The organism is Kitasatospora sp. NPDC127121 (assembly GCF_042677305.1).
Classification (GTDB): domain Bacteria; phylum Actinomycetota; class Actinomycetes; order Streptomycetales; family Streptomycetaceae; genus Kitasatospora.
Map to the genome: position 1 here is coordinate 1 of NZ_JBHXTQ010000114.1, position 20,294 is coordinate 20,294.

At 70.7% G+C, this 20,294-nt stretch carries 20 protein-coding genes; 8 read left to right on the forward strand and 12 right to left on the reverse strand.

Going from position 1 to position 20,294, the window contains the following annotated elements; all coding sequences use genetic code 11:
* The first annotated feature begins 386 nt into the window (after positions 1-386).
* Entirely contained in the window at positions 387-1,538 is a 1,152-nt protein-coding gene (locus tag ACFVHI_RS34575; protein WP_380345859.1) for an RICIN domain-containing protein, read from the forward strand.
* A 279-nt stretch (positions 1,539-1,817) separates the two neighbouring features.
* On the opposite strand, the gene ACFVHI_RS34580 is transcribed toward ACFVHI_RS34575, so the two are convergent.
* The 4 genes from ACFVHI_RS34580 to ACFVHI_RS34595 all read right to left on the reverse strand — a co-directional run bounded on the left by ACFVHI_RS34580 (position 1,818) and on the right by ACFVHI_RS34595 (position 5,073).
* Positions 1,818-2,720 (reverse strand): hypothetical protein, encoded by a 903-nt coding sequence (locus ACFVHI_RS34580; protein WP_380345861.1) that lies wholly within the window; start codon positions 2,718-2,720, stop codon positions 1,818-1,820.
* On the reverse strand, positions 2,717-3,043 hold the full coding sequence (locus tag ACFVHI_RS34585) for a PadR family transcriptional regulator (protein WP_208869251.1): 327 nt from the start codon (positions 3,041-3,043) through the stop codon (positions 2,717-2,719). The genes ACFVHI_RS34580 and ACFVHI_RS34585 overlap by 4 nt, the downstream gene beginning before the upstream one ends.
* A 567-nt stretch (positions 3,044-3,610) precedes the next feature.
* Positions 3,611-4,795 carry an IS701 family transposase gene (locus ACFVHI_RS34590; RefSeq protein ID WP_380345863.1) on the reverse strand — a complete coding sequence of 395 codons (1,185 nt, stop codon included), beginning with the start codon at positions 4,793-4,795 and terminating at the stop codon, positions 3,611-3,613.
* A gap of 113 nt (positions 4,796-4,908) precedes the next feature.
* Positions 4,909-5,073 carry a hypothetical protein gene (locus tag ACFVHI_RS34595; RefSeq protein WP_380345865.1) on the reverse strand — a complete coding sequence of 55 codons (165 nt, stop codon included), beginning with the start codon at positions 5,071-5,073 and terminating at the stop codon, positions 4,909-4,911.
* Positions 5,074-5,428: 355 nt separating this feature from the next.
* On the opposite strand from ACFVHI_RS34595, the gene ACFVHI_RS34600 reads away from it, so the two are divergent.
* The gene (locus ACFVHI_RS34600; protein ID WP_380345891.1) at positions 5,429-5,626 is read left to right on the forward strand and encodes a transposase family protein; all 198 of its coding nucleotides are present in this window, start codon (positions 5,429-5,431) and stop codon (positions 5,624-5,626) included.
* A 141-nt stretch (positions 5,627-5,767) separates the two neighbouring features.
* On the forward strand, positions 5,768-8,317 hold the full coding sequence (locus ACFVHI_RS34605; protein WP_380345867.1) for a collagenase: 2,550 nt from the start codon (positions 5,768-5,770) through the stop codon (positions 8,315-8,317).
* A 163-nt stretch (positions 8,318-8,480) separates the two neighbouring features.
* On the opposite strand, the gene ACFVHI_RS34610 is transcribed toward ACFVHI_RS34605, so the two are convergent.
* The 5 genes from ACFVHI_RS34610 to ACFVHI_RS34630 all read right to left on the reverse strand — a co-directional run bounded on the left by ACFVHI_RS34610 (position 8,481) and on the right by ACFVHI_RS34630 (position 12,255).
* On the reverse strand, positions 8,481-8,927 hold the full coding sequence (locus ACFVHI_RS34610) for a hypothetical protein (protein WP_380345869.1): 447 nt from the start codon (positions 8,925-8,927) through the stop codon (positions 8,481-8,483).
* A gap of 119 nt (positions 8,928-9,046) precedes the next feature.
* Complete coding sequence (locus ACFVHI_RS34615) at positions 9,047-9,760, reverse strand: transposase family protein (RefSeq protein ID WP_380345871.1); 714 nt, start codon at positions 9,758-9,760, stop codon at positions 9,047-9,049.
* An 85-nt stretch (positions 9,761-9,845) separates the two neighbouring features.
* A complete protein-coding gene (locus tag ACFVHI_RS34620; RefSeq protein WP_380345873.1) occupies positions 9,846-10,181 on the reverse strand; it encodes a hypothetical protein in 336 nt (111 codons plus the stop codon).
* 542 nt (positions 10,182-10,723) lie between these two features.
* A complete protein-coding gene (locus ACFVHI_RS34625; RefSeq protein ID WP_380345875.1) occupies positions 10,724-11,287 on the reverse strand; it encodes a peptide deformylase in 564 nt (187 codons plus the stop codon).
* Positions 11,284-12,255: a helix-turn-helix domain-containing protein gene (locus ACFVHI_RS34630; RefSeq protein WP_380345877.1), complete on the reverse strand. Its 972-nt coding sequence runs from the start codon at positions 12,253-12,255 to the stop codon at positions 11,284-11,286. The genes ACFVHI_RS34625 and ACFVHI_RS34630 overlap by 4 nt, the downstream gene beginning before the upstream one ends.
* Positions 12,256-12,414: 159 nt before the next feature.
* Between ACFVHI_RS34630 and ACFVHI_RS34635 the strand changes: the two genes are divergently transcribed.
* Complete coding sequence (locus tag ACFVHI_RS34635; RefSeq protein WP_063352412.1) at positions 12,415-12,609, forward strand: hypothetical protein; 195 nt, start codon at positions 12,415-12,417, stop codon at positions 12,607-12,609.
* 53 nt (positions 12,610-12,662) lie between these two features.
* A complete protein-coding gene (gene murC / locus ACFVHI_RS34640) occupies positions 12,663-14,081 on the forward strand; it encodes a UDP-N-acetylmuramate--L-alanine ligase (RefSeq protein WP_380345879.1) in 1,419 nt (472 codons plus the stop codon).
* On the opposite strand, the gene murF is transcribed toward murC, so the two are convergent.
* Positions 14,082-15,470 carry a UDP-N-acetylmuramoyl-tripeptide--D-alanyl-D-alanine ligase gene (gene murF / locus ACFVHI_RS34645; RefSeq protein WP_380345881.1) on the reverse strand — a complete coding sequence of 463 codons (1,389 nt, stop codon included), beginning with the start codon at positions 15,468-15,470 and terminating at the stop codon, positions 14,082-14,084.
* A 448-nt stretch (positions 15,471-15,918) separates the two neighbouring features.
* Entirely contained in the window at positions 15,919-16,161 is a 243-nt protein-coding gene (locus ACFVHI_RS34650; protein ID WP_380345883.1) for a hypothetical protein, read from the reverse strand.
* Between the two features lie 532 nt (positions 16,162-16,693).
* Here ACFVHI_RS34650 and ACFVHI_RS34655 point away from each other — a divergent pair.
* A complete protein-coding gene (locus ACFVHI_RS34655; protein ID WP_380345885.1) occupies positions 16,694-17,611 on the forward strand; it encodes an alpha/beta fold hydrolase in 918 nt (305 codons plus the stop codon).
* A gap of 36 nt (positions 17,612-17,647) precedes the next feature.
* On the opposite strand, the gene ACFVHI_RS34660 is transcribed toward ACFVHI_RS34655, so the two are convergent.
* Entirely contained in the window at positions 17,648-18,169 is a 522-nt protein-coding gene (locus ACFVHI_RS34660) for a TetR/AcrR family transcriptional regulator (protein WP_380345893.1), read from the reverse strand.
* 307 nt (positions 18,170-18,476) lie between these two features.
* Between ACFVHI_RS34660 and ACFVHI_RS34665 the strand changes: the two genes are divergently transcribed.
* Complete coding sequence (locus tag ACFVHI_RS34665; RefSeq protein ID WP_380345887.1) at positions 18,477-19,442, forward strand: alpha/beta hydrolase family protein; 966 nt, start codon at positions 18,477-18,479, stop codon at positions 19,440-19,442.
* Between the two features lie 306 nt (positions 19,443-19,748).
* Entirely contained in the window at positions 19,749-20,177 is a 429-nt protein-coding gene (locus ACFVHI_RS34670; RefSeq protein WP_380345889.1) for a hypothetical protein, read from the forward strand.
* Positions 20,178-20,294: the final 117 nt, after the last annotated feature.

The following is a 20,294-nucleotide window of genomic DNA, read 5'->3' on the forward strand; positions in this document are numbered from 1 at the left end:
AGGGGAACGCGTACGGCGGCCGACACCCGGTGCAGTGTGCCGTCCGTGACGACTACCGCACCTTGACGTACTCCCCTTCCGCCGCGGCCCGGCGCGGCGCCTCCGCCGGTTCCGCCACGGCCGTCGGCCGTCGGCCAGGCGGCGATCGGGTTGCCCAGCCCCCCGTCCGGGACCCTCTGCGTTGCTCATGCGGCGCTCGGCCACCAGCGCCGGCAGCGCGCGTTCAGCCCGGTCCCAGCCGGACAGCTGCCGGGGCCCGACCCGCCGGCGCCCTTCGGCGGATGGCCCTCGGCGGATGCCGGAGCACAGCCTCCCGGTGCGGCGCCCACGGTGTGCCGTACGCCATGGCGTATCCCCACCCGATCAGGTGATCATGTTGTGACGTCATGTCATATTCGACTACCGAGAGGCTGTTCACGATGCTGGTCGACTGGCCCACCGAGACCTTCGCATTGCGCCTGCACCGCATTCCCGGCCTGGTGGCGGGTGCCCCGGCGGGGAGCCCCGAGGGCACCCCCGTGGTGCTCGGGCCGGAGACCGGTGGTGACGGCGAGCAGTGGGTGGCCGAGCGGTTCCGGGTGATCAACCACCGGATCCGGCACGTCGCCACCGGCCTCTACCTGACCGCCGAGGAGTCGAGCCGGGGTGCCACGGTCACCCTGCGGCCCAAGTTCCCTGACACCGGCAGCGATTCCTCGTACTGGCGGCAGGCGTGGCGGGCCTTCGTCCAGCGCGACACCGGTCGGCTGATGGCCCTCCACGACTCCTCCAACTGCCTCCTCGGTCTGGCCGACCCGGCTGCCGAGCGGCCGGGCGGACGGCTGGTCCTGGAGAAGGGCGCCGGGGCCGAGGACCGCTCCTGCACCGCCTGGGCGCCCGCGCCCGTCCCGCCGCCCAAGCCCGCACCCGCTCCGGCGCCGAAGGCCACCGACCTCCCGGTGGGAACGGGACGGGTCCGGGTGTCGGCCCGCCGCTTCGAGAAGCACGTGCGAACCATCGAGCAGATCTTCGACGAGACCAGCTTCCGGGAGGTCCCCGGCGAGCTCCTCGCCCCGGGCACCCGCATCGAGGCCTTCGACTTCGACCAGTACTCCCAGGGCGACTGGTACAAGGAGGGGCGGGAGGGAAGCCTCGTGACCTTCACGGACAGCTACGACACCGCGGGCGCCGTGCGCAGGGCCTTCCACCGGCTGCCGGGGGAACCCGCCCGCTACGTGGACTCCGGGGAGGTCGACGTCCACTACGTCCCGCCGAAGCTCGTCGCCCGCACCAACTTCCCCGCCGCGCTCTACGCCGACGTCAGCGGTGCCCTCGTCAGGACGCCGCACCGGCTGGCCAACGGGCACGGCTTCTACAACCAGCCCGAGCGCCGCGAGGGCCTCTACTTCCCCAAGCACGACGGCGCCGGCACCGTCGTGCAGTGGAACAAGACCTGGATCGCGGACAACGACACCACGTCCAAGGTCTTCCTCTGCTTCGACGGCCGCTACTTCATCGACCAGAGGGACATCACCTGGGCCGAGGGCGGAAAGAGCTGACCCGCTCGCCCGACCCGTACGGCGACCATCCGCTCGACGCACCGCGCATCCCGGCCGACGTCGATCCGACCCGTAGGCCGGACACCTCGCACCCGACGTCAAGCAGCTCGCAGCCAGGCTGAACGAGGATGCGAAGAGGGCCCAGCCGCTGGTTGCGGCTGGGCCCTCTTGCGGCCTGAAGCACCTGTTCCCGGGCGGAAGGTGAGCCAGAGCCCCAGCCATTGCGAAGAAACCAGCTCCGACGTCACCCCATCGAGTTCAGTAGCCGCGGCAGGCCGTTCAGCGGAGGATGCGACCGCTTCGCCTCAGGTGGCCGGCGAGCCCGGCGGCCACCGCGGTGGCCGGCAACGCGGCCGCCAGGCACGCGACGGCAGCCGCCTCGCCCCACGCCACCGTGTAGGCTTGGGCGAGCAGCGGCGGGGAGGCCAGGGCCATCGCCGCCAGCTCGCGGCCGCCCCGCGATCCGCTGGACCAGGTCAGCGCGACACCGGTCGCGGCCAGGACGACCAGCGGCCAGCACCCGTAGTCGGTGCTGACCCACGGCACCCCGTGCGAGGCGATGGCCGCCCGTGGCACGACCACGAGCGCGACCACGGCACCGGCCGCGCCCGCCCGCCCCGCCGCGACGCCCTCCGCCCGCCGGTCCTGCGGGCAGGCGAGCAGCACGGCCGCCGCCAGGACCATCGCGGCCGGGGTGACCACCGGATCACCGAACGCCCGCCCGCTGACCACCGCGGCCGCCGCGAAGGAGAGCAGCCCGGCCACCGTGCAGGGCACCCCCACGCGCCACCGGCCGGCCAGCGCCGCCACCGACCCCGCGACCACGACCAGCGACGACACGAGCAGTGCGCCCCACGCCCCCGACAGGTCGGTTCCGAGTCGCACCCCCAGCGGGGCGGGCGAGGAGACGACGCCGGCGTACCAGCTGAGCAGGTGCAGGCCGCAGGCGGCGGCCGCGGCGGCCAGCGCGAAGGGGTACGCCAGCGCGAGGACCTTCGCGACGGGAGCGGCCGTGCCCAGCCCCATCCGCATCCTCGTCGCGTGCGCCGCCAGACCCGCGCCCTCCCGCAGCCGCGAGCCCAGCGGCTCACCCGCGGTCATCTCGCGGAAGGTCGCGACGATCTCCCCGCCGTGGGCCCGGCGGTAGGCGGCGGGATAGAGCCGCAGGACGCGCTCGATCATGCGGAGGCCGCCGGCGGCTTCGCGACGGACAGGCGGCGAGTGGCCTCCTTCGCCGCCGCGGCCAGGCGCTCGGCCTCCACCGCGAGCCGCTCCCGCCCCGCCGGGGACAGGGTGAAGATCCGCCGGGCCCGGCCGTCGACGATCTCCTCGCGGTCGATGTCGATCAGACCATCGGCCAGCAGCCGGTCCAGGGCCCCGTACAGCGCACCCGTACGCAGCGCGACCCGGCCACCGGTCATCACCTTGACCTCCTGCGCGATGGCGTATCCGTGCCGGGGCGCGTCCGCGAGGGCGGTCAACACCATCAGGGTGGGCTCTTGCATCACACGTTCACTCACCTCACGAAGATAGTCACTCCGCCGGACCATCTCAACGCGGCCGGCCAGGCCCGAGACGAGGCGCGTGGCCGTGCAGGCCCGGGGCGAGGCGCGCAAGACGGAGCCACCGGTCGTGGTCACGCGGGCCCTCGGTGAGAAGGATGCATTCGACGGGCGGCCACGTGGGCTGCGCTCGTGGCCGCCAGTCGACGTCCCTGTCGTGATCGAGCCGGGAGGAAGCACCAATGGACGAGAACGTGGTGTGGCTCCGCCCGGACCACCGCAGCTGCTGCCCGCCGAGCGCGCAGCAGCCGCGGAACCGTTCCGCCGCGGCCCCGGTCAGCGCAGCGACCAGCTCACGACGCTCCGCCCCTGTTGGCCGAAGCTGGGCAGGAAGGAGCCCGCATCATGGGCCGCTCGGCGCCATCCGGCTGATCCGTCACCTCTTGTGACGCAGGTCGACCGGTCAGTACTCCAGTGCGACTTCGCGATCTACGTGCCTGCGGGGATGGAGAGTCGCCGCCGGTAGTGGCTGCGACGTGCCGAAGCTTGGTGGCTTCTGCGCCAGTTCGATCAGTGCAGGAGTGCACGCAGGGACATGACGGGGCTGAACAGCGCGCCAATCAAGCGGCGGATTTCCGGGATGGTCAGGTCGACCAACTCTCGGCTTCGGGCCGGGCGGTTCGGATCCGCAGGTCTGGTCGGCCGCGCGTCCTGAACAGCGATGGCCAGGAACGCGAGGGCGAGCATGGCCAGGGTGACGTGCCGGTGCCAGGCGGTCCAGTTCCGGACTTGGTAGTGGTCCAGGCCGACCTGGCCCTTGGCCGCCTGGAAGCATTCTTCGATGCACCAGCGGGTGCCGGCGACTCGTACGAGTTCGGACAGCGGGACGATCTGGGGTGACCAGCACAGGTAGAAGGCGAGTTCGCTGGTGGTGGGGTTGCGGCGGATCAGCAGGTGACGGTGGTCGCCGGTACCGATGTGCACCCAGGCCCAGTCGTAGTAGCGGGGACCCTTGGCCCCGGGACCGGCGCTTTGCCGGTGCCAGGCTGAGGCAGGCAGGCGATCAGCAGCCTCGTCCGCGCGGATCGCGGTGCGGCCCTGGTTGATCCGCACCTTGGTCGCGCAGGAGACCGCCAGCACGTAGCCGACTTCGCGGGCCTCCAGTCCGGCCCGCAGGCCGGGGTCCTGGCCGTAGGCCTCGTCGCCGGTCACCCACGACGTGCTCACTCCGGCGTCCAGCGCCGCCACGATCATCTGCAGGGCGAGCCGGGGCTTGGTCGCGAAGACGATGTCGTCGGGCACTCCGGCCTTGCGGCGTCGTTCGGCGTCCTGGCACCAGGTGTGCTCGGGCAGGTAGAGCCGACGGTCGATCAACGCTCGTCCCCTACCGGAGGCGTAGGCGAGGAAGACGCCGACCTGGCTGTTCTCGATGCGTCCGGCGGTTCCGGTGTACTGCCGCTGGACGCCCGCCGAACCGCGGCCCTTCTTCAGGAAGCCGATCTCGTCCACGACCAAAACCCCGTCACCGGTACCGAGGTGGTCCAGGACGTAGCGGCGGACCTCGTCGCGCACCTCGGCCACATCCCAGCGGGCAGTCCGCAGCAGCCGCTGCATCGGTCCGGGACGGGCGTGGCCTGCGTGCTCCGCGAGCTGCCAGCAGTTCTTGCGCTCCGTGCCGGACAGCAACCCGAGCAGATAGGCGCGGGCGGTGGCGCGAGGTTCCACCCGCCCGAACACGCCCGCGATCCGAGCCACGGCCTGGTCGAACAAGGCCCGCCATCGAGCAGGGTCTACGCTACGGCTCGCGGCCACCGCACGATCTTCAAGAGTCGACACAACCCTTGACCATCTCGCGGTGGCCGTACGAGTCAGGCGTCGTAGTACTCGCCGTCGTCGCCCTGAACCCGCGCGTTCAGCACCTTCGCCACCCGGCACATCGTCGCGATCACCGCATCGCTCGGGTTCTTGGACACGATCCGGCCGGCGGTCCGCCACATCGGGGCCATCGCGAGGCCGAGATCGTCAGCGACCACGGCCTCTCATGCCGCCGCGTTGATGTCCTGCTCCTCTTCATCCCACCAGTTCTCGCGCCGAGTGATGTGCACGTCGTAGCCCATGGTCAGCCAGGGTGGAGCGGGAGTGTTTTCACCGGGGTGAAGTAGGGTCTGGCCCAGCTTGTGTGACCGGTGACACTGGGTGACGGATCCTGGGCGGTGGCGGGGCCTGGAGGTCGTCCAGACTGGTCGGCCGAGTCACCTGGCTGGCTGACATTCGGCGGCTGTGTCGCAATCATGGTCGTGGCTCGGCGAGTTGCTGTTCCCGTCGCTGCCCCAGGTGGAGGTCTTCGGTGTCGAAGCATGCGGTGCGGTGGTGCGGATCGCCGCCCGCGTGGCTGCTCCGGGTGCGTCATATCCGGACTGCGGGACGTGGTCGGAGCGGGTCCACGGCTCCTACCTGCGCTATCCGTCGGATCTGCCCAGCTGCGGGCGGCCCGTGACGGTTGCCCTGCGGGTGCACCGCTTCGCCTGCCAGGTCCTGGTGTGCCAGGGCCGACGTTCTCGGCAGAGACGAATCCGAGACAAGTGACATGTCACACCCTATTGATAGCCCCGCCGATCTTGTGAGACGGTGCGTCACACGCTTCGGATACCTCCCACGTCCCCACGTCCGTGGCGCTCCGTTCGCGTTTCCCCCACAAAGGAATAGACGATGCGTCCGCTCTCACGCATGTCCAGGCTGCTGGCCGCATCTGCCGCGGCAGGCACCGTCCTGCTCGGCATATCCGCCGGACCGAGCCAGGCCGCCCCCACCCCGGTCACCCCCGCACCGGTCGCTGCCAGCCCGCATCAGCCTTCCGGCAGCTCGTCGGAGGTTCCCGGCAGTCCGTTCGCCGATCCCGAGAGCCCGGGCGCTCCGCAGTCCCGCCCGCTCACGGCCGCGCAGCTGCCGCTGGTCAACCCGCTGTCCGGCACGGCGCCGGCGGAGACCGGCCCGGACAAGGGCCTGGCCAAGGCCGCACCCCGCGCGCTCGCGGCGGAGCCGGTCACCGCCCAGTCGTGCACCCCTGCCGACTTCGCCGGCAGGACCGGGGCCGCCCTGGTGTCCTACGTCAAGGCCTCGACCCCCCAGTGCATCGGCTCGCTGTTCCAGCTCGGCGGCAGCCCGTACGCCTCGGCCCTGTTCCGCCAGAGCCAGATGGCGACGATGGCCGACGCCTTCCAGAGCGCCGCCGCCTCCTACCCGGGCGACAACTCCGCCGCCACCTGGCAGGTCGTCCTGTACCTGCGCGCGGGTTACTACGTGCAGGACAAGGACCTCGCGCACGTCGGCCCCTACGACGCGACGCTGACCGCCGCCGTGACGCGCGGCATCGACGCCTTCCTGGCCGGCCCGCACGCCGCGGACGTCACCGACGCGAACGGCCAGGTCGCCAACGACGTCATCATCCTCACCGACAGCGCCGGGCAGCAGGGCCGCTACCTGACCACCTACCGGCAGGTGCTGAACGGCTACACCAGCGCGTACGACAGCTCGAAGAACCTGCTCACGTACGTCAACAGCGCCCTCTCCGCGCTGGACCGGGGGCACGAGAGCAAGTCCTTCGTCGACGCGGTGACCGCGGACCCGGGCATCGTCGACACCCTCGACGCGTTCACCCGCACCCACCACGACCTGCTCGGAACCTACCCCGGCTTCCTGGTCTCCAACGCCGGCATCGAGCTGACCCGGTTCGTCAAGTACCCGGCGTTCCAGTCCAGGATCCGCCCGCTGGCCAAGGCCCTGCTCGACAGTTCGTCGATGACCGGCCCCACCGCCCCGCTGTGGGTCGGCACGGCCAACACGGCCGCCTTCTTCGACAAGGACCAGTGCTCCTACTACGGCGTCTGCGACCTGAAGCAGCGGCTGACCAAGGCCGTGCTGCCGATCAGGCAGACCTGCAACGCCACCCTCACCGTCCTGGCCCAGGACCTCACCGCGGCCGAACTCGCCGCCGTCTGCGCCGACCTCAAGGGCGAGGACGCGTACTTCCACGGCCTCGTCCGCGACAACGGCCCCATCCCCGGCCAGTACGAGTCGTCCGTGCAGCTCGTGGTCTTCGCGAGCCAGGCCGACTACCAGACCTACGCCGGCGCGATGTACGAGGCGAACACCAACAACGGCGGGGTCACCCTGACCGGGACCCCGAGCGACCCGGCCAACCAGCCGGTCTCCCTCATGTACCGGCACCCGAACGAGAACGGCTTCACCGCCCGGATCTGGAACCTCAACCACGAGTACGCCCACGTCCTGGACGCCCGCTACGACATGAAGGGCGACTTCTACCAGCAGACCAGCGTGCCCGACCTGTGGTGGATCGAGGGCGTCGCCGAGTACGTCTCCTACACCTACCGCGGCGTCACCGACCTCAACGCGGTCTCCCTGGCCCCCAAGCACACCTACGCGCTCAGCACCCTGCTCCAGAGCACGTACCTGAACAGCGACGTCGTCCGCACCTACCACTGGGGCTACCTGGCCGCCCGCTACATGATCGAGCGCTCCCCGGGCGTCGTCCAGACCATGCTCGGCCTCTTCCGCACCGGCGACTACGCCCGCGCCTACGCGTACTACAACGGCATCGGCACCGGCTACGATGCCGACTTCACCAGGTGGGTCGACACCTGCGCCACCGACACCTGCCTCACCGCGGGCACCCCGAAGGCGGCCTTCGACGCCACGGTGCGGGACCTGAACGTCCAGCTGACCGACCGCTCCACCGAGACCGCCGGCAAGGGCAGCATCACCGGCTGGGCCTGGAACTTCGGCGACGGCACCACCGGTACCGCGGCCTCCCCGTCGAAGTCCTACCGCGCTGCCGGCACCTACACCGTCACCCTCACCGTCACCGACAGCAACGGCAAGACGGCCACCACGACCCGGACCGTCACCGTCACCACCCCGGCCGCACCGGCGGCCTGCACCGACCCCGACGCCCGGAAGCTGGACTACAACTGCTTCCGCACCGGCCGTGCCGCCGACGCCGGAAGCTCGGACCAGATGTACATCTACATGCCGGCCGGCACCACCACGCTGACCGTCTCCACCACCGGCGGCACCGGGACCGCCTACCTCTACTACAGCCCGGACCGCTGGGCCTCCAACACGGACTACGCCGCCTCCTCCACGAACAGCGGCACCACCCAGACCGTGACCGTCACCAACACCACGGCCGGCTACCGCTACATCACCCTCTACGGCAAGACCGCCTTCAGCGGCGTCACCGTCACCACCCAGTACTGACCGGCGCGTGAGCCCGGATGCCTTGGCGCACGCATCCCCGGGGATGCGTGCGCCAGGGCATCCATGTGGGCCTCTGCGGCGGACGAGGTCCATGCAGGCCGCCGCGGCGGCCGAGCCCAGGATGCTGACAACTCCCGCGCTCGGCGTTCACATTGATGAAGCGTCAGCACGTCACCGGAACTTCCACCACCGGCCGAGTGCCCAATGGGCCGCTTCCCTGCACCGAGAAGGTCGCACGCACCATCGAACCGCACGGGGCGGTGGCGGTGAAGCCGTCCACCTGTACCGCGGTGGAATGGAACGCGGTGCTCCCGTTCACGGAGCCCAGCGAGTTGCCGCCGACCACCTCGGCCGACAGATTGGTGTACAGGGTCTGCCACGACACCGGCCCGTCGGGCGGGCCGGCAAGGCTGATCTTCCCGTAGATCACGATGCTGCTGCCGGTGACGTCTGCGCAGGCGTAGGTCGCCAACCCGGCCTGGAGACTGTACTTGCAAGTCGTGACCGTGGCGGTGTCAGCGCCGGTCGCGGCGGCGAAGGCCGGCACGGGCGCCGTGAGCAGGGCGGCGGCACCGGCGGCGCCCACCGCGATGCGGGTGATGCGGTTCATGGTCTTCTCCTTCAGACAATGTGAGAAACCGTTCGGAGACAGGCACCGTGAGCCATGTGACATTTCACGTGTGCCATGACCCAAACTTTGCCATGCGATTCCAAGGCTCCGGCCCATTCCTACCTTCGAAGTGCCAGCCCGTCTGAAAGTGCATCCTGGGTGACGTAAATCCGCCCGGCTGGGCCAATGCGGCTACCACCTCGGGCGAACCCGCGTCGAACGCCGGGTGAACCACCTCCCCGCCGTCCGGCTCGCGGCCTCCGCCGTCGGCCAGGCCGCCAGGCTCGACGCCTCCCGGTCGGGCAGCCGGTCCACCGGCCGGCGGGCGCGTCGCGTACTCGTCGACGCCCACCACCCGAGGGGCCGGCGGCACCGGGTCGGGAAGCTCCTCGACCAGACGCAACACCGTGCTCCGGCTCACCGACACCCCGAACACGGCGGCCAGCCGGGCACCGGCCCGCCCGGCAAGCCGCCAGGCCGACCGAGGCGAGTGTGGCCCGCAACTGCTCGGTCCACCGGCCGTGGCGTCGTGTCAGCCCTTCGATCTGCCCGGCGAACGTCCGCCGCCCGAACGACGGGTTGCCGCATACGAAGTGCCTCACCCGCAAGCTCAACCGGACCCGTCTGCCCCCGACCGGACCGTCGACAGGAAACCGCAGGTAGGAGCTGTGCACCCGGGCCGACCAGTCCCCGCACCCCGGGCAGCTGTGCCCCACCGCCGAGCACTCGACCTGCACGTTCACCGACTCGACGTCCACGTCGACCGACAGCACCCTGACGCCCGCGACCGACGGAAACAGCAACCCCTCCAACCGGGGCACCAGATCATCCACGGTCCCGCACTGTCAGCCACCACAACCCGGCCGCTGACGAATTCCGGGCAACTTCCCAACGCCTACCGCACCGGCACGTCGCCACTCACCGTGCGCAGACCACGGAAGTTGAGCCAGAACCCCGTCCGACCCGATGAAACCAGCGGGAGGCCGACATGATCGCGAAGTCACACTGGAGTATTAGCCGGCCAACGGGACTGGCACCTGGGCCTCGACCGACTCGTCGGACTGGGGCGGGCGTGAAAGTACCCAGTGCAACGATAATCCGCCGCACCTCGACCAGGACATCGACAACTTCCCCCGGCTGCGCCTTGCGCAGGGCAAGCCAGGTGAGAAACGAGATGAGAAGCACCAAAAGCAAGATGGTGACCATCCAGGTGATGCTCAACCAAGCGCCGTAGGCGATGGTGTTATCGATCATCAAGACCTCCAGGGACGACGAGACCCCCGCACCAAAGGTGGTACGGGGGCGTACGAGAACGCGGTGGGCTGGCTAGAAACGAAAAGACCCCTCTGCCCTATGGGCGGGGGTCTGAAATCCGGGTTGACCTACAGGCATTGGGGATGGAACCGGGGGGCCTTCGGCAGAGCGGTTCGCTGCATCCTGGCCAGAGGGAGCAAGGGCTCAACCCCGTCCGGGATGCCTCTCTATGCGTTTTCACTGCTGACAGATGGCCAGAGCTCATCGCGACTAGGCATGCAGGATTTCGATGGTTCCATCAACTGCACGTATCACTAACTCTCAAAATTCACTGCTGCCACGACGCTAAGAGCAGACCATCGCACTCAGGCGCGAAGGACCGCGCAGTTGTCAATCACCCGCCACAAGCGCCTCTGCATTCGGTTGCATCAGCCCGCCATGGCACTAGTTTGACGCTACGTCAAATCTACCGGACTGAACCAAGTTCCGTGCCAGCCACATTGTGTGGAGTGACATGCGCCAGGCGCCACCTGCCCCGGATGTCAGTAGGCCCAAGTCGAGCCAGTGCCCCGGTACTCCTCGACCGGGATCGGGTGGACGTTCGGGCGCATGCGGTCGGTGTAGAGGAGGCCGTCGAGGTGGTCGATCTCGTGGGCGATGAGGCGGGCGAGGCCGAACTCGTAGGTGGCGGTGGTGACGGTGCCGTCGAGGGTGGTGGCGGTGACGTCCATGCGGAGTGGGCGGGGGACCATGCCGCGGACGTCGAAGAAGCTGAGGCAGCCCTCGTACTGTTCATCGGTCTCGTCGGAGACGGCGGTGACCTTGGGGTTGAACAGGATGATCGGGTCGGCGCCGGCGGTCGGGGGCAGGACGAGGGCGGCGGCGCGGGGAATGCCGATCTGCGGGGCGGCGAGGCCCATGCCCTTGGCGAAGGAGTGGACGCGGCCGATCCGGTCTACAGCGGTGAACAGCTCGTCGATCACGGCCTGGGCGGCAGCGCGTTCGACTGGGAGGTCGAAGGGCTCGGCCGGGCGGTTGAGGATGGGGGTGCCCTGCTGGATGACGCCAAGGGACTGCATCTGCTGGCTGGGCCGCACCTCGATCACCTTGTCTCCTTGGTCTGTTGCTGGTTGTTGGGGGCGGCGCGGAAGCGCCATTCGAGGCGGAAGCGGGCGTGCAGCGGAGGGTCGTCGGTGGCCCAGGCGAAGTGCCGACGCTCGCCCTCGTCGCGGCGGCTGACGGCGGTGCGCAGGGGCACGGCTTCGGCGGTCATGGAGGTCTCGGTGCCCCACACCACCGGGTCGAGGGCGGCGGGGAAGTCAAGGCGTACGGCGAGATGTTCGGTGGGCAGCCGGACAGCGCGCTGGAACCAGTGGCCCCACTTGTCGGCGCCGACGCTGTAGGCGTACTCGATCCAGGTCGCGTCGCCCGGGTAGAGCGGGAAGCGGCCGTGCTCGTTGTCGAACAGGAGCCAGACCTCCTTGAAGGCGTCGCGGTCGTGCTTGGCCTGCCACCGCATGTCCTCGCCCCGGCACGAGGTGGTGAGCGCGAGTTCGTCCCAGGTCAGTGGGTGTTCACGGTAGTGGGCGTTGGAGCGCTCGGGTTCGCCGGGGTAGCGGTCGACGGCGATGCGGATGAGGTAGCGGGTGATGGGCTCGGTGCCGGTGTTGCGTAGCCGTCGGCGCATGGTCAACCGGTAGGTGGAGCCGTCGAATTGGAGCGCGGCTTCATCGTGCTCGACCACGAGCGCGGAGCCGGATGCGTAGGGCTGCTCGGGCCGGCGGGGTGGCGGCGGCGTGGTCGAGGTGCGGCTTCGGGAGCGGGCGGCGTCGTAGTCGAGCCAGCGTCGCCAGATGGCCTTCCCGGCGTTGAGGGTCTCGTCGGCGAGGCGGGCGAACTCCTCGGTGGGCTTGTGGCGGCCGGACTCCATGTGGCTGACGTACGAGGGGTCGAAGCCCATCTTTCCGGCCAGCGCGCGCTTGGAGAGGCCGCGCACCTCGCGCCAGTGGGCGACTTCGGCGGCGAACGCCTCCATGGCTTGGTCGACCGCGTCGTGGTCGGCCTGCGTCTCCATCCGCTCCGCCCCCAGTGAGTGATGAATGAACCGTGAGTGACCTTAGCTCACCATCCCGTCACGGTCCTGCCTTCGGCTCTCATGACCCCATCGGGCACGAAATTCAAGCGCCCGGTCAGCGCCAGCCCCCATTTCCCCGTCTGTCGTGAGGAGTTAGCCGTGCACGAGTCCCCGTCCCGTCACCGAGGCCAGCACCGCGATCCGGTCGGCGCTTTCCTCGGTGCCCTGTGGGCGGTCGGCAACGCCGTGGTGATCGCTCTGCTCGGCGTCATCGTGCACGACGACCTCGACTCGGCCCGAATCGGTGCTCACCCGGCCGCCGGCTCGGCGCCGGACGGCGGCACCTCCGCGTAGCGCCTTCCACCCATCGCCCATCACGGGCTGGACTCCGAACTGGAGCGCACAGCATGGAAACCAGGAACGTGATCGTCCCCGTCCACGACGGCCCCATCGACCTGACCCGCCCGCACTTCGTGGGCATCGGCGGCGCCGGCATGTCGGCCGTCGCCGGCCTGCTGCTGGAAGGCGGCAGCCGGGTCTCCGGCTCCGACACCAGCGACACCACCGCCCTGCGTGAGCTGGAGGACGCCGGTGCCGCCGTCGCCATCGGCCACACCGCCAGCAACCTGCCCGCCGACGCCACCGTTCTCGTGTGGTCCAGCGCGGTGACCCCGAGCAATCCCGAAGTCGCCGCCCGCCGCACCGGCATCCCGGTGGTTCACCGCTCGGACGTGCTCGCGCACCTGATCGCCACCGCCGAGCAGTCGGTCGCCGTGGCGGGCACCCACGGCAAGACCATGACCACCGGCATCCTCAGCGCCGCGCTGGCCCACCTCGACCCGTCGTACGCCATCGGCGGCACCCCCGTCGGCCGCCCCAACGCCCACCAGGGCCTCGGCGGCCTCCTGGTCGCCGAGGCGGACGAGAGCGACCGCACCGCCGGCCGCTACCACCCGCAGGTCGCCGTCGTCCTGAACGTGGACGACGACCACCCCGAGCAGTACGTCGACCTGAACGACGTCCTGGACGTCTTCGAGCGCCTGGCCCGCAACAGCTCCGTGCTCGTCGTCTCCACCGACGACCCGGGCGCCCGGCTGCTGGCCGAGCGCCTCCAGGCGGCGCCCGGCCCGCACGTCGTCACCGTCGGCGAGGCCCAGGACGCCGACGTGCGGGTGCTGCGCGTGCTGTGGGACGGGACGGCCAGCCATGTCACCGTCCAGGACACGGACGGGTCGTGGCACGAGTTCACCCTGGCCGTCCCCGGTCGGCACAACGCGCTGAACGCCGCCGCCGCGTTCGCCGCCGGTCGCGTGCTCGGAGCCGAGCCCGCCGACCTGGTGGCCGGCATCAACGCCTTCCAGGGCATCAAGCGCAGGCTCACCACCACCGGCAACCACGCCGGGGTGACGGTGCTGGACTCCTACGCCCACCACCCGAGCGAGATCACCGCCGACCTGGCCACGGCCCGGATGCTCACCGAGGGCCGGGTGATCGCGGTGTTCGAGCCCACCGGCTGGACCCGCACCGCCGCCCTCGGCGAGGAGATGGGCCGCCGGCTCGCGGCGGCCGACGAGGTCGTCCTCCTGGACGTGCACGCTTCGGTCGAGACCCCGCTCATCGGGATCAGCACCGCGCCGATGGCCGCGCAGGTCGCTGCCTGCGGCGGCCGGGCCCACACTGCGAGCGACGGGCGCGATGCGGCGGACGTGGTCGCCGAATTGGCCGGGCCCGGCGACCTGGTGGTGACGATGGGCACCGGAACCGCCGGTCGCGTCGGCAGGGCCGTCCTGCTGCGGCTGGCCGAGGCCCCGATCGTCGCGACGTAGTCAGCGTGCGGCGTCGGGCTTGGCAAGGCGCATCGCGGTGTCCTCCAGCCCGACGCTGTGGGAGCCCTTCACCAGCACCACGTCTCCGGGCTTGAGGCAGGTCAGCAGCAGGTCAAGGGCGGCGTCGCGGTCGGGCACCAGCGTGCCGTTGACGCCGCCCTCCACCGCCCAGGTGTGCACCAGCCGGGCCTCCCAGTCGCCGACCGCGATGAGGTCGGTGATCCCGCTGCGGGCGACGAGCCGACCCAGCTCCGCGTGGTGGGCCTCGGACTCCTCGCCCAGCTCCCGCATCTCGCCCAGCACCGCCACAGTCCTGCGCCCGCCGCCGGCCATGGCGGTGAGCGCGGCAAGGGCGACGGCCATCGAATCGGGGTTCGCGTTGAACGCGTCGTTGATCACCGTCACGCCGTCCGGCCGCTCGGTGACGTCCATCCGGCCCGGCGTCAGCTGCCGGGCGCCAGTCAACGCGTCGGCTGCCTGCCGCAGGCTCGCGCCCAGGCCGATCGCCACCGCGGCGGCGGCCGTCGCGTTGGACACGTGGTGGGCGCCGTGCAGCCCGAGATTCACGGGGGCGCTCTCGCCCCGGTACGTGAGCGTGAACGACGGCCGCCCGGCGCCGTCCAGCTCGACGTCGACGGCCCGCACGTCCCCGGCCTCCACCCCGAACGTCAGGACCGGCGCGACCGTGCGCGACGCCATCGACATGACGTACGGGTCGTCGGCGTTCAGCACCGCCAGGCCGTCGACGGGCAGGGCCTCGACGAGCTCTCCCTTGGCGACCGCGATCGACTCCTTCCCGCCCCCGAACTCGCCCACGTGCGCGGTGCCGACGTTCAGGACCAGGCCGACCTTCGGCGGGACGATCCCCGTCAGGTACTTGATGTGCCCGGCGCCCCGCGAGCCCATCTCCAGCACCAGCAGGCGGGTGCTCTCGTCCGCCCGGAATACGGTCAGCGGCAGGCCGATCTCGCCGTTGTACGACAGCGGCGTGGCCACCGTGGTGTCCATGGTCTCCAGCACATGGGCCAGCAGGTCCTTCGTGCTGGTCTTCCCGGCCGACCCGGTCAGCCCGATCACGGTCGGCGCCTTCAGCCGGTCCAGCACCGCGCGGGCCAGCGCACCCATCGCGTCCTGGACGTCCGGCACCACGACCGCCGGCACCCCCACCGGCCGAGCGGCGAGCACTGCCGTCGCCCCGGTGCGGACGGCGGCCTCCGCGAACCGGTGCCCGTCCGTGTGCTCACCCGGCAGCGCGATGAACAGCGCCCCCGGCTCCACCAGCCGCGAGTCGATGACCCCGGGCCGGTCCACCACCGCGGTCGGATCGGGGACGTCGTGCAGAGCGCCCCCGACAGCCTCGGCGATCTCTTGCAGGGTCATGGGGACCACGGCGGCTCCGATCCATCGACGCACCCGCCCTCTCGTCCCGGGGCGGCCTGCCCTCGACGCTAGCGGCTCCCCGACGCCTCCCCTGCCATCCCGCGCATTCCGAACCAGACTGTGTAGGCCTGCCGGGGCCGTTCACCTGTCAGGTGAACGGCCCCGGCAGGATGCTGGTCGGCTGAGGTCCGCGCGGCGCGATCGGTGACCGCCACGTCGTGCCGCTCAAACAGGGCGATCCGGCCGGCCAGGCTTTCCGGACCTCTCCGTCATGCGGCGACGCCCCGTCACCTGCCAGCGCCGACGTCGGTGCTTGAGGAATGCCTTCCACAGCTCCAGGCGGTGGCGAGAATCCTTCGGAAACGTAAAGCGGAGGACTCCGAGGATGACAGCGGCCACCAAAACGGGCGCGGACCCCGGGTGGTCGGTGAGGAACGGCACGGATCAGCCCTTCCCGTCACACAGTTCGAGCGTGGCAGTGCCCAGCACCACCCGGTAGGCGTCGCCGTGTCTCGGCGGCCTCGCTCTCCGCGGTGTACTGGATGCGGAGCGGGATCCGCTCCTCGGCAGTCATGGTGTGGACGGGCAGCCCGCCCAACTCGCGCGCGACTGTCAACCGCGCCTGCCGGAAGGGGATCGTGTCCCCGGACTCACGCTGGATGCGGCGTGTGAGCGTAACGATGTCCCTGTCGAGCGTCATGTCCGGCTCCCGGTGGGCGCGACTCAGTGCTCCCGCCCACTGCGCCCCATCGGAGGAACGACAGCTCTGCACCACGCGCGCCCGACGGCACTTTGCGTCCTCAACCCCGGGCGGCTGCGGGAGAAGCCCGGATCCGACGTAACGGCGAGCGTGGTCGCCTGGCCAAAGCATAGCGCCTTGACGGCGCACGAACGACGTCAAGAGATCGGCAAGGAGGCTCTGTGGCTGGGGATTTGTGCTGCTGGCTGAGCTCGGGCATCGGGCTGTTCCGGCGGGTCAGCGTCGGCGGGTGGGGCCGTTGACGACCTTGGTACCGGTCGGCGCGGCGGGCGTCGTGGGTTCGACGCGGCTCGGGGGTGCGCCCTGGTGTGGGTGGTGGGGGGAGCCCCCGGGGGTGTCGGGGGGTTGGTCGCATCGACCGGGGGCGGGGCGGCGGCGAAGACTGGTGGTCGTCTCGTAGAGGCGAGGGTCGGGCGTCGATGGCGGGTGACTTGTCCTGACGCGCCTTCATCATGCAATCGGAGGACGGATCATGACGTCACGCAGTCGGCGGGCAGTGCTCCTGCTCGCCACCGCCGCTCTCGCACTGGGAAGCGCGGCCGCGTGCGGCACGTCCCGCGTGCCGGGTGCGGTCGGCTCGCCCGGTTCGGCGGCCGGTTCCGGCGGCTCCGACGGCTCCGACGGCTCCGACGGCTCCGCCCGGACGGTCGTCAACAACGGGCACCGGCTGGTCTTCCATGTCACGCCCGGCCGTCTGCCCGCGGTCGTGCTGGATGCCGGCGGCGGGCAGGACTCGTCCTACTGGAAGGACCTGGCGCCGGCCCTGGCCAAGGACACCGGTGCGGAGATCATCACGTACGACCGGGCCGGTCTGGGTGCCAGCGAGGAGGTGGCCGGACCGTGGCGGGTCGACGACGCCGTGTCGGATCTGGCGGCGGTGCTGACGGCGGCAGGCGCCACACGTCACGTGGTCCTGGCTTCGCACTCGGAGGCCGGGGAGATCGCCACCTACTTCGTGCGCAGCCACCCCGGGTGGGTGGGGGGTGCGGTTCTGATCGACGCCAGCCTGCCCGACTTCTACACCGACGGCGAGATCGACCGGGTCGTGGCCGCGAACAAGGACGAGGTCGCCGCTCTCGCCTCCCAGCCCTCCACTCCCCAGACCCGCCAACTGCTCTCCGTGGCACAGGACTACGTGGCCATGCACCGCGCGTACCACCAGGCGTCCTGGCCGCAGGACCTTCCGGCGACGGTCATCGCCTCGGCCAGGACACCGTTCGAGACCTCGCCACAGGATGCCCAGCTCTGGCGCGACGCGCAGGCGGCGTTCGCTCACGCCGCCCCCGACCGCGACCTGGTCGTGGCCGACAACAGCTCGCACGACGTCCCGCTCGACCGCCCCGACGTCGTGATCAGGTCCGTCCACGCCATGCTGGCCAGGACGGGCTGAGCCGGGGAGCTCGCGGTTGCGGAAGGCTCTCGCGCGTCAGGATGACGGGGGTCGCTGGAGACCCTGGAGGAGCAGGTCGACCAGGCGGCGGGGGTCGTAGCGGGGGTCGCCGTCGCGGCCGGCGCAGAGGTTGCCGATGCCGCGCATCAGTTCGTAGGCCTGCGTTCCGGGCCTGATCTCGCCGGCCTCGGCCGCGGCGGCGAGCAGCTGTGCGCAGACGGGCACCAGGCGGTCGAGGAAGTAGGCGTGCAGCGCGTCGAAGCCGCTGCCGTCCGACTGCAGCGCGTTGGCGAGTCCGTGCTTGGTGACCAGGAAGTCGACGAAGAGGTCGACCCATTGGCGAAGTGCCGCGAACGGGGAGTCGGCCTCGGCGAGCAGGGCCGGGCCGGCTTCGGCGCAGGCCTCGACCTGGTGGCGGTAGACGGCGACGACGAGATCCGCGCGGGTCGGGAAGTGGCGGTAGATCGTTCCCGTTCCGACGCCCGCCCTGGTCGCGATCTCGCGGATCGGCGCGTCGACGCCGGAGGAGACGAACACCTCGGCGGCGGCGGCCAGCAGCGTCTGCCGGTTGCGCTGCGCGTCGGCCCGCCTTCCCCTCGCCGGCGACTCCCCGGGCGGGGTCTCCTCTGGCCGGGTCTCCCCGGACTGGCCCGCAGTGGACACGATGCTCTCCTTCCGACAGCCGACAGCCGACAGCCGATGACCATTGGCCGTTGGCCGTTGACTAAGCGGAACGATGTTCCGTATAGTAAGTGGAACAAGGTTCCGGTTTCAGCATAGCCGAAACCGGACGCTCCCGACCGCCTCGCCCGACGCCGGCCGCTCAGGCCCGACCGGGAAAGGCCCCCGAAGGGACATGCGCACCATGAGCGAATCGACGCACCCGGCCGACACCTTCGGCCCGCCCGCCCCCGTCCCCGTCCTCTCCGTCAGTCCGGTCGTCCTGCCGGTGCCCGGCCGGGCCGTGGACCTGGAGGTGCGGGTCTCCGCGCCACTGACCGGGACCGACCTGCCGGTCGTCCTCCTCTCCCACGGCCAGGGCCACTCGAACCACCTCTCCTCGCTGAACGGCTACGCCCCCCTCGTCAACTTCTGGGCCGCGCACGGCTTCGTCGTGATCCAGCCCACCCACCTCAGCTCGACGACGCTGGACCTCGCCCCCGACACCCCCGGGGCCCCCATGTACTGGCGGTCCCGGGCCGAGGACATGACGCACATCCTCGACCGGCTCGACGCGATCGAGGCCGCCGTCCCCCAGCTCCTCGGACGCCTGGACCACGGCAGGGTCGCCGTCGCCGGACACTCGATGGGCGGGCACACCGCGAGCCTGCTGCTCGGCGCCCGGCTCACCGACCCCGACGACGGGACAACCGTGAACCTGGCCGAGCCCCGGATCACGGCGGGCGTCCTCCTGGCCGCACCCGGCAGGGGCGGTGACGCCCTCACCCCGCAGGTGGCCGAAAACTACCCCTTCCTCTCGACCCCGGACTTCTCCCGGATGACGACGCCCACGCTCGTGGTCGCCGGGGACAAGGACGCCTCCGCCCACCTGACGGTCCGGGGCCCGGACTGGCACACCGATCCGTACACCCTCTTCCCCGGCCCCAAGTCGCTGCTCACCCTGTTCGACGCGGAGCACGGACTCGGCGGGATCTCCGGATACGACGTCGCCGAGACCACGGACGAGAACCCCGCACGGGTCGCGCTGCTCCAACGGCTCACCTGGGCCTACCTGCGCACCGCACTCCACCCCGGCGACCCCGCCTGGCAGACGGCATGCGAGGCGCTGGCGGCCGAAGCCGACCCGCTCGGCCGGGTCGACTCCAAGTAGCACCGGCCGACCGCGTAGGTCATTCGACGCCGCCTCCCCGGTGAGTACGAGAGCGCGGGTGGTCGAACGGCCGCCGACCACCCGCGCTACTCCACCGGCGAAACGTGCAGCGCAGGAAGCGTCGATCGACATCCCAGAAATCTGGGATTGTCATGGACCCGACGCCGTTGTGAGGATGCGTGGGACGCGTCCCGGCCGATTGTTCGAACAGCCCAGGCCGAGCCGCCCGACAGCACCAATAACCATGTCATGTTCCACACATGCCACCACCCGGGCCCATCGGGGGCGGCGAGAAGGAGACAGATCATGAGGAGCAGGATCAAGGCACTGATGGTGGCCGCGGCGGTCTCGGGATCGCTCGCGTTCGCGGCGGCCCCGGCGGAGGCGGGCACGGCGACGGTCGGCATCTGCCACTCCGTCTGGGGCGGGGACTTCTACTGTGCCTCGGACGACCCCAACCACGGCGAGGCATGGCTGCACCTGCCCCAGGGCCAGGACGAAGTGTTCGTCATCGGCACGGACGGGGCGGTCTGGACCCGCTGGAACGGGATGAACGGGACATGGCTGAGCGACTGGAAGAGCATGGGGGGACACTTCCAGGTCACCACACCGGCCGTCCGCACGTGGGCCAACCCCGACAGCTACACCATCTCGGCGATCGGCACCGACGGCAGGCAGTGGGTCAACTCCCGTAACAACCTCTCCGGCAACTGGAGCGGCTGGTCGCCCTTCTGATCTTCGGACGGATACCGGTAGGCAAGCGGCGGCCGATCATCGCCCCGGACCACGTTCCAGGACGACAGTCCACCCCGCCCACCAGCGCAGCCGCCCCGCCACTGCGCGGGGCGGCTG